Raw genomic sequence first — 8,326 nt, 5'->3', positions numbered from 1 at the left:
GTTGCCACTCGCCTCCTGCGAGAACACCTGCTCCGCGACCCGGACACCGCCGCACGGCCCGGCCGCCGCCGAACCCGACCGCCCGGAGACGCGGTCCGGGATGTCGCAGCGGTCGGGCGTGCCGTCGCGCCACGGCCCGGCCACGACGACGACCGCTGCGATCACCACCACCGCCGCCACGACCAGGAGCGGCCGGGTCCTGGTCACCCGTAGAACCGCGTCTTCAGTGCACGCACCTGCGACAGGTGGTCCTGGATCAGGGCCGTGACCGCCTCCGCCGTCCGCGCGGAGAACTGGTCCTCGGTCAGCTTCCGGACCGTGCCCGGCGCGATCCGCACCTCGATCTCCCGCATGCCCACCGCCGTGATCACGATCCGCGCGTCGGTCGACGCGCCGCCCGACTCGACGGCCGCGCGGGCGTCGAGGAACTCGTGGTCCCGCCGGTCGTGCGGGTCCACGTCCAACGCCGAGTCGTCGATGGCCGCCCGGTACTGCCGCAGCCACGCCGCGTACAGCAGTCGGGCCAGGCCGGCGAGGTAGTACTGCAGGCGGTTCTCGGTCAGGAAGCCGTACACGCTCTCGCCGAACGAGATCCGCACGTCCGTGCGGTCACGCAACTCGACCTCGATGTCGACGCCCGGCATGCGGGCGCGTACCCGGATGGCGTCCAGGCGATCCGCCAGCTGTCCCACCGTGCCCCCTAGTCCGAGTGTCCGAGCCCGCTGTCATCGGTGAGATCGCCCTTGGGCATCCCGGCCAGAGCGGGGCGCGCGGAGACGAAGTAGGCGTTGTTCCCGTGCACGAGCTCGGTGATCGCCTGCACGTGGCTGGTGATCTCCGACTCCGCCTTCTGGACCACCTGGGTGAGCTGGTCGATCGCGGCCTTCATCGAGTTGGTGATCTGCAACGCCCTCTCGCCGCCGCCCTTGGGCGGGTCGGACAGGCTGTCCGGCGGCAGGGTGGCGCCCACCTGCGCCGCCGCGCCGATGACCGTCAGCGCGAGCGGCGCCGCGGCGCCTTCGGTCGCGACGGTGAGGATCGCGGCGCCGACCGCCCCGATCGACGACAGCACGGTGAACGACACGTTCCACGTGTTCTTGTCGCAGCACCCGTTGTCGAACGCGTCCATGGTCGCGTGGGCGATCTTGTCGATGTCGGTGCGGGTGCTCTCCCACATCGCCTTGTGCGCCTCGAGCGCCGCCTTGAGGATCGCGGTGAGGATGAACTGGTTCGTCGAGATCGACGGGAACGGGTCCAGGAACTTCGCCTTGAAGGCCATGGCGGCCTTACCGGTCCAGTCCTGCAGGTTGTCGCCGGCCGTGTGGATCTTGTCCAGGGCCGGGTTCGCGAGGTACGGGTCCTTGTCGATCGGGTCCTGGTCGGTGCGTCCGCTCGACAGGTCGTGCATGGCCGCGGACAGGTCGTCGATCAGCGCCTGGTAGCCGGCCGGGTCCGGGACCTGCGAGAACGGCTTGAACAGCGGCGCCACCAGCTCGGCGTAGTAGCCGTCGACGCCGTTGCGCGCGTACTCCGGCTCCGCCTCGTTCTTGTCCAGCGCGTGCTTGGTCGCCAGGTACTGGATCTCGCTCGCGTGCTCCATGAGCTGGTCGAAGCTCATGGCCTCACTTCCCCGGCGTCGGCTCGCCGCGCTCCCTCAACAACCTGTGGAACTCGTCCGCGGCGCCCCCGTCCTTCTCGGCGTACAGATCCGCCGCGCTGGCCAGCGACGTGGCCGTCTCCCCGAGGTTGCGCTGGGTGTCCTGCATGACCTTCAGCGCGGCCTCGTGCAGTGCCGTCCACGCTTCGTGCACCGGCCCTTGCGACCCGCCGCCGAAATGGTCCGGCCGGGTCATCGCCTTGTCGACGCCGTTCCGCGCGCCCTGGTATTTCCCCACCACATCGCCGTAGACGGCCGCTACCGACGGCAGGTCGTCCTTGGCGACCACGTACAGGCGGTAGAGATCAACCCCCAGGTCCACTCCATGATCGGGCATTCCTACCCCCCTTATTCGTCACCCGAGCGGTAGACGAACACGATGAAAGCTAACCCAGAACAGGCCGGTCGCCAAGGAACGGCCTCAACTCGCCGCGGTGCCGCCTCGGTGATCACAGCGCCTGATCGGCGTCGGTGTCCAGGCCCGCGGAGTTGGCCACGGAACCAGGGACATCGACCGCCCGCGGCCGGACGATGAGGTTCGGGTCGACGTCGGGCGCCGCCAGGCGCGGCTCGTTCCGATGTGCCCAGGCCTCGTAACCGTCACTGTGATGGACGCAGTTCCGGGCCGCCGTCCGGGCCACGGCGCGCTCCGCCTCCCCGAGTTCGAGGAGATCGCATTCACGGCCGAGCCGGTCGAAGGAGCCGTGGAGCTGTTCGCTGTAGTCCAGCAGGAGGTTCCGAACGTGGGCGAAGGCCTCTTCGCGTGTGGCGCCGGTGTGGCTGACGTGCTGGGCGACAGGGTTCCGGTGGTCGCCGTGCCGTTCATCGCGTAGGGCGGAGTGGAGGTCGTTGGTGAGGATGATGCAGTACGACGCCAGGGTCCGCATCCGCACCAGGGTCCGCATCCGGTAGACAGGAGCGGGGATGTAGACCGTGTTGGCGAGTTCGCCCTGCGTGATCGCGAGGGCGACGCCGCCGTTGTCGATGCGGAAGCCGAGGTAGTCCTCGAGATCCCAGGGATACTCCTCCTTCCGCATCGCGTGGTAGTTGCTCTGGGTCGCGAAGTAGTGACGCCAGTGCGTGGCCGTGCGCGAGAGGAAAGCCCGAGGGGCGCTCTCAGTGTGCTGACGCCACAGATCGTGGAACATGCGGACGACGGAGGTATCCGATCGAGGCTCCGCACCGTCCAGCACGCCGATCATCTCCTCGGCGACGGCACGACTGGTCGCGATGTCGTTGCGCAGGGAGTCGTTGAAGTCGTCGTAGAACCGGTAGAAGGCGTAGATGTTCGCGAGGATGCTCTGCCGCCGCGGGACGATGTCGGGATGGACCCAGGCGAACAGGGTCACATAGCGCGAGACGCGTTCAGTGTCCGCACCGAACCGGGCCGCCCACCGGCGGGCGTTCCGCAGCGTCTCGGGAAGGATGACGCAGGGCATGGCGTTCTCTGCGTAGGGAGTCAGCCCTGGCACGGCACTACACCTTTCACTGGTGGGATCAACGGGGCACGGCCACGCACCGCAGTTCCGGAATTCTTGCCGTCAGGCCGAATCGGAACCGGCCAGCCGCGACGGGACGCTGCACCAGCCGCCACCCACGGCTCACGGCGGCCAGCAAGGTGATGATCTCGATCTCCGCGAACTGAGCACCCAGGCACACGTGTGGCCCCAGACCGAACGGGATGTACGCCCCCTTCGGAACATCCGTCGTTTCCGGGCCGATCCACCGCTCCGGGTCGAAAACATGAGGCCGGCGAAAGACATCAGGCCGCCGGTGCAGAGCCATGGGAGAGATCAGCAGCTCACAGCCGGCCGGCACGCTGATACTTCCCAGCCGTACCGCCCGGACAGTTCGGCGCGGAAGCATCCACCCCGGAGGATAGAGCCGCAGGACCTCCTTCACGAAAGCTCGCGTGAACGGCACCTTCACCAGCGCGTCCTGCGTAACCCGGTCCGCACCCAGCGCCTCGAGGTCGCGATACACCCGTTCCCGCGTCTCCGGATGCTGATCCAGCACCCAGAAGGCGCTGGTCAACGCCGACGAGGTCGTCTCATGGCCGGCTATGAGAAAGTTCATCACCTGGTCCCGCATCAGCTTGTGCGGAACCTCCTCGCCTGTCCGCGGATCCTGGTAACCCAGCAGGTGACTGAGGAGATCGAACTGCTCCGACGCGATGGGATTCGCGCGGTAGGACGAGATCAGGTCGTCGATCGTCGCCGTCAACCTCGCACTGGCGGAATAGATCTCCTCGTTCACGCGCAGCGGCAGGCGGAACAGCGCCTCGGGCAACACCATGAACCGGATCGCGTCGCGCAGCATCCCGGGAACCGTCTCACGCACCCGGCGAGCCACGTGTGGATGCAGCCGCGTGGGAAGCAACGTGTCCACGATGACCCGCACCGTGTAGTCGAGCGCCACACGGTCCACCCGGATCTGCTGGCCCGGCTTCCATCCCGCGACGCCGCGTTGAGCGTGCTCGTGCATGATCTCCGCGTAGTGCCCGAGCCGGTCGGGATGCAGGGCCGGGCGCACCATGCGTCGCTGCATGCGATGCTGGTCGCCCGCGACCGTTCCGACCCCCTCGCCGGCGAAGGCCTTCATCTTCTCGAACAGGCGTCCCTTCTCGAAGGCCTCGTTCTGCGCCAGCAGCACTTCGTGTACCAGTGCCGGATCACTTACGTAGTAGAAGGCCCGCGCACCGAAGTAGATCCGCACCAGCGGACCCAGTGTGCGCAGCGACTCCATGAAGCCGACGGGATCGGCGAGGAATCGAGCGGCATGACCGACCACCGGCAACCGGTACGGCGCGGTAGGAACCTGTGCCGCGCTCACCGGCGACACCCCGCGCCACGCCATACCCCAACTCGTAGGCTCCCAGCCACACGTCCCACCCTTGGTCCGCTGGTTCCCGGTGCTCCGCGGCACTCGTGACAAGTTCCAAGTACGACGACGGCGGGAGCGACTGTCAAGACCGGTGGATCAGAGAAGTGAACGCGAATGCCTCGGCCGGTGCCGAACTTGATCGTCGGTCACGTGGAGAACGGGCTCGCCGCGCCCTCGGCTCGGGTGCGGCCGCGGCGGCCGGTGGCCGCGAGTGGCAGGGCGATCTCCTCCAGCGACTTGCCTTCCGCGTTCACGGCGAGGAACCGGGCGACCAGTCCACCGGCGATCATCACGGCCGCGCCGAGCAGGTAGCCGAAGAACAGCCGGACCGCGTGCTCGCCGTTGCCGATGAGCGAACCGTAGATGACCGGACCGAGTGCCCCGAAGCACTGCGCGATGGCGAAGAACACCGCGATCGCCTTCGCCCGGACCTCCAGCGGGAAGATCTCGCTCACGGTCAGGTAGGCGGCACTCGCGCCGGCGGAGGCGAAGAAGAAGATGACGCACCACGCGATCGTCTGGGTGATCGCGTTGAGCGCGCCGGCGTAGAACAGTCCGGCGGTGATCGCCAGCAGGATGCCGGAGATGATGTAGGTGCTGGACAGCATCGTGCGGCGGCCGATGGTGTCGAAGAGGTGGCCGATGGTGAACGGCCCGATGAGGTTGCCCACGGCGAACGCGATCAGGTAGATGGGCGTGGCCCCGGAGGACACCCCGTAGAACTTGCCGAGCACCAGCGTGTAGGTGAAGAAGATCGCGTTGTAGAGGAACGACTGGCTGATCATCAGTGTGGCGCCGAGCACCGCTCTGGACGGGTACTCCCGGAAGAGCACCCTGGTCAGCGCCGCGTAGCCGATCCGCTCGGTCGGCGTCACCTCGATCGACCTGGTTGTGTCGACGGCCGGCAGCGTGACGCCGGTCTGCTCGACCTCGTGCTCGATCTGGGCGATCGACTCCTCGGCGGCGCGCTCCCTGCCGTGCATGATCTGCCAGCGCGGGCTCTCCGGCAGGTGCCTGCGGACCAGCAGGATCACCAGTCCCAGCACGGGACCGATGAGGAAACCGAGTCGCCAGCCGAGCGACAGCTCGACCTTGTTCAGCAGGATGAAGGTGCCGATCGTGCCCAGCACGGCGCCGGCCCAGTAGGTGCCGTTGACCGCGATGTCGACCCGCCCCCGGTAGCGGGCGGGGATCAGCTCGTCGATGGCGGAGTTGATCGCCGCGTACTCCCCGCCGATGCCCATGCCGGCGATGAAGCGGGTGAGGTACAGGAAGATGACCCAGATCGCGCCGTTGCCGAGCGTCAGCGCGGTGAGCCCGCTGCCGAACAGGTACACGGCCAGCGTCAGCATGAACAGCTTCCGGCGGCCCAGCTTGTCGGACAGGTTGCCGAAGAACAGCGCGCCGACCACCTCACCCGCGAGGTACACCGTCGCCAGCAGCCCGACGAACGTCGAGGACATGTTCAACGTCTCTGGCTTGGTGAGGGTGTCGGCGACCGCGCTCGCCACCGTGATCTCGAGACCGTCGAGGATCCACGCGACGCCGAGGGCGACCACCATGCGGGTGTGGAACCTCGACCAGGGCAACCGGTCGATCCGCGCCGGGATCAGGGTGCGTGTCACGGAAGGCGTCACGTCGGACGTCATGGCTACCTCCAGGCGACGGAGAGCGGCCTCAACGCGATACCCGCGCTCGACCAGTCGAAACCACCACGCGCGAACAACGGCCGACATCGATCCGGTTTCCGGATGATCCGCCGAAACCAGGCCGAAGCCGGCGCGTCCCGGACGAAGACGGACCGTGGCCGATCCATGTCCCGTGACCCCTCACGCCGCGGGCCGTGTACGCGATCATGGTAGCGATGGAGATCAGGGTTCTTGGGTCGCTCGCGATGACGCATGACGGCACCAGCGCGGCGTTGTCCGGCGGACTGCAGCGGCGGCTCTTCGCGGCACTGGTGGTCAACGCCAACACACTGGTACCGGCCGACCGCCTGATTCACATCCTGTGGGGGGACGGCGCGTCGCCGACGGCCATGCGCAAGCTGCACAACCAGGTCTGGCGTGTGCGTGCCGTGCTCGACGAGTGCGGCGCGGGCACGGCGGCACTGGTCACCGAGCCGCCGGGCTACCTGATCAGGGTCGAGCCGGACGCCGTCGACGCCGTGCGGTTCGAGCAGAAGTTGAGCGCGGCCATGGAGGAGACCGCGACGCGACCCGAACGGGCGGCGGCGCGGCTGACCGAGGCGCTCGACCTGTGGCACGGTCCCGCCTACGCGGAGTTCGCGGACGAGGAGTTCTGCCTGTACGAGGCGATGCGCCTGGAGGAGCTGCGGCTGGCCGCCCTGGAGGAGCGGTTCGAGGCGAACATCGCGCTCGGCCGGCACGCGGAGCTGATCGGCGACATCGAGGCGTTCGCCGCCGAGCACCCGCTGCGGGAGCGGCCACGGGACCTGCTCATGGTCGCCCTGTACCGGTCGGGGCGGCAGGCGGACGCGGTCGACGTCTACGGTCGGTTCCGGCGGCAGGTCGTCGACCAGCTCGGGCTGGAGCCCTCCGCCGCGCTGCGCCGTCGCTACGAGCACATCCTGCACGCCGACCCGGCGCTGGAGTCCGGCCGGCGCCAACAGGTGCGTGGCCGCGACCGGGTGGCCGGCAACCTGCGGCAGGAGCTGAGCGAGCTGGTCGGCCGGGGGGAGGACCTCACCAGGGCGCTCGCGACGATGGCGCGGGCCAGGGTGGTGACCATGACCGGGGTCGGCGGGGTCGGCAAGACGCGGCTGGCCACCAGGGTGGCGGCCGAGGCGCGGGCTGGCTTCCCGGACGGCGTCTGGGTGTGCGAACTGGCCGCGGTGCGGGACGGCTGGCTCGTGCCCGACGTGCTCGCGACCACGCTGGGCGTGCAGGAGCCGCAGGGCCGAAGCGTCACCGACGGTCTCGTCGACTTCCTGCGGTCCCGGCAGGCTCTGCTGGTGCTCGACAACTGCGAGCACGTGCTGGACGCCGCCGCGCACCTGGTCGACGCGCTCGCCCGCGGCTGTCCCGACGTGACGGTGCTCGCCACGAGCCGGGAGCCGCTCGGCGTCGAGGGTGAGCACATCCTGCCGGTACGTCCGCTGGCGGTCCCGGCCGCCGAGCCGGGCGACCTCGCCGCGGTCACCACCGTCCCCTCGGTGGCGCTGTTCGTCGACCGGGCCGGCGCCGCCCTGCCCACCTTCACCCTCACCGCGGCGGACGTGCCCGTGGTCGCCGAGATCTGCCGGGGGCTGGACGGGTTGCCGCTCGCCATCGAGCTGGCCGCGACCCGGCTGCGGTCGATGTCCCTCGCCGAGATCGCCGGCCGGCTGGAGCGCCGGCTGGACTTCCTGCACAGCGCCAGACGCGTGCGGGAGGAGCGGCACGGCACGCTGGGCGCCGTCGTCGACTGGTCCTACGACCTGCTGACCCCGTCCGAACGGGTCGTCTTCGACGGGCTGTCCGTGCTGGTCGGGTCGTTCACCCTGGACGACGCCGTGGCGGTGGTCGGCGACGACGCGCTCGCGGCCGCCGAGGTGGTCGACGGCGTGACCGGGCTGGTGCACAAGTCCATGCTGGTCGCCGACACCGACCGCACGCCGACCCGCTACACGATGCTCGAGACGCTGCGCATCTACGGGCGTGCGCGGCTGGCCGGGCAGGGGCGGCTCGAGGACTGCCGCAGGCGGCACGCCGCGTACTGCGTGGCGGTGGCCGAGGCGTCCTCGGCCGGGCTCGTCGGTCCCGACGAGGCCGCGTGGGCGCGGCG

At 69.2% G+C, this 8,326-nt stretch carries 8 protein-coding genes; 1 reads left to right on the top strand and 7 read right to left on the bottom strand.

The window, feature by feature from the left end; genetic code table 11:
* The 7 genes from ACJ73U_RS41390 to ACJ73U_RS41360 form a co-directional block, all read right to left on the bottom strand.
* A partial coding sequence (locus ACJ73U_RS41390) for a hypothetical protein (RefSeq protein WP_407783249.1) occupies positions 1 to 207 on the bottom strand: 207 nt, incomplete at its 3' end.
* Positions 204 to 692 (bottom strand): hypothetical protein, encoded by a 489-nt coding sequence (locus tag ACJ73U_RS41385; RefSeq protein ID WP_407783248.1) that lies wholly within the window; start codon positions 690 to 692, stop codon positions 204 to 206. The genes ACJ73U_RS41385 and ACJ73U_RS41390, both read right to left, overlap by 4 nt.
* A gap of 8 nt (positions 693 to 700) precedes the next feature.
* Positions 701 to 1,618, bottom strand: coding sequence for a hypothetical protein (locus ACJ73U_RS41380; protein ID WP_407783247.1), 918 nt, complete (start codon positions 1,616 to 1,618; stop codon positions 701 to 703).
* Positions 1,619 to 1,622: 4 nt separating this feature from the next.
* A complete protein-coding gene (locus ACJ73U_RS41375) occupies positions 1,623 to 1,994 on the bottom strand; it encodes a type VII secretion target (protein WP_407783246.1) in 372 nt (123 codons plus the stop codon).
* Between the two features lie 112 nt (positions 1,995 to 2,106).
* Positions 2,107 to 3,129 (bottom strand): terpene synthase family protein, encoded by a 1,023-nt coding sequence (locus ACJ73U_RS41370; protein ID WP_407783245.1) that lies wholly within the window; start codon positions 3,127 to 3,129, stop codon positions 2,107 to 2,109.
* 25 nt (positions 3,130 to 3,154) lie between these two features.
* Positions 3,155 to 4,489, bottom strand: coding sequence for a cytochrome P450 (locus ACJ73U_RS41365; RefSeq protein ID WP_407783244.1), 1,335 nt, complete (start codon positions 4,487 to 4,489; stop codon positions 3,155 to 3,157).
* Positions 4,490 to 4,686: 197 nt separating this feature from the next.
* Positions 4,687 to 6,189, bottom strand: coding sequence for an MFS transporter (locus ACJ73U_RS41360; RefSeq protein WP_407783243.1), 1,503 nt, complete (start codon positions 6,187 to 6,189; stop codon positions 4,687 to 4,689).
* Between the two features lie 215 nt (positions 6,190 to 6,404).
* Here ACJ73U_RS41360 and ACJ73U_RS41355 point away from each other — a divergent pair.
* Positions 6,405 to 8,326: ATP-binding protein (locus ACJ73U_RS41355; protein WP_407783242.1), on the top strand; the 1,922-nt coding region annotated here is incomplete at its 3' end.

Origin of the sequence: Actinophytocola sp., assembly GCF_045807065.1 — a bacterium.
Lineage (GTDB): Bacteria > Actinomycetota > Actinomycetes > Mycobacteriales > Pseudonocardiaceae > Actinophytocola.
Note: the sequence above shows the minus strand (reverse complement) of the source record. Positions and strands in the feature narration are given on the sequence as shown.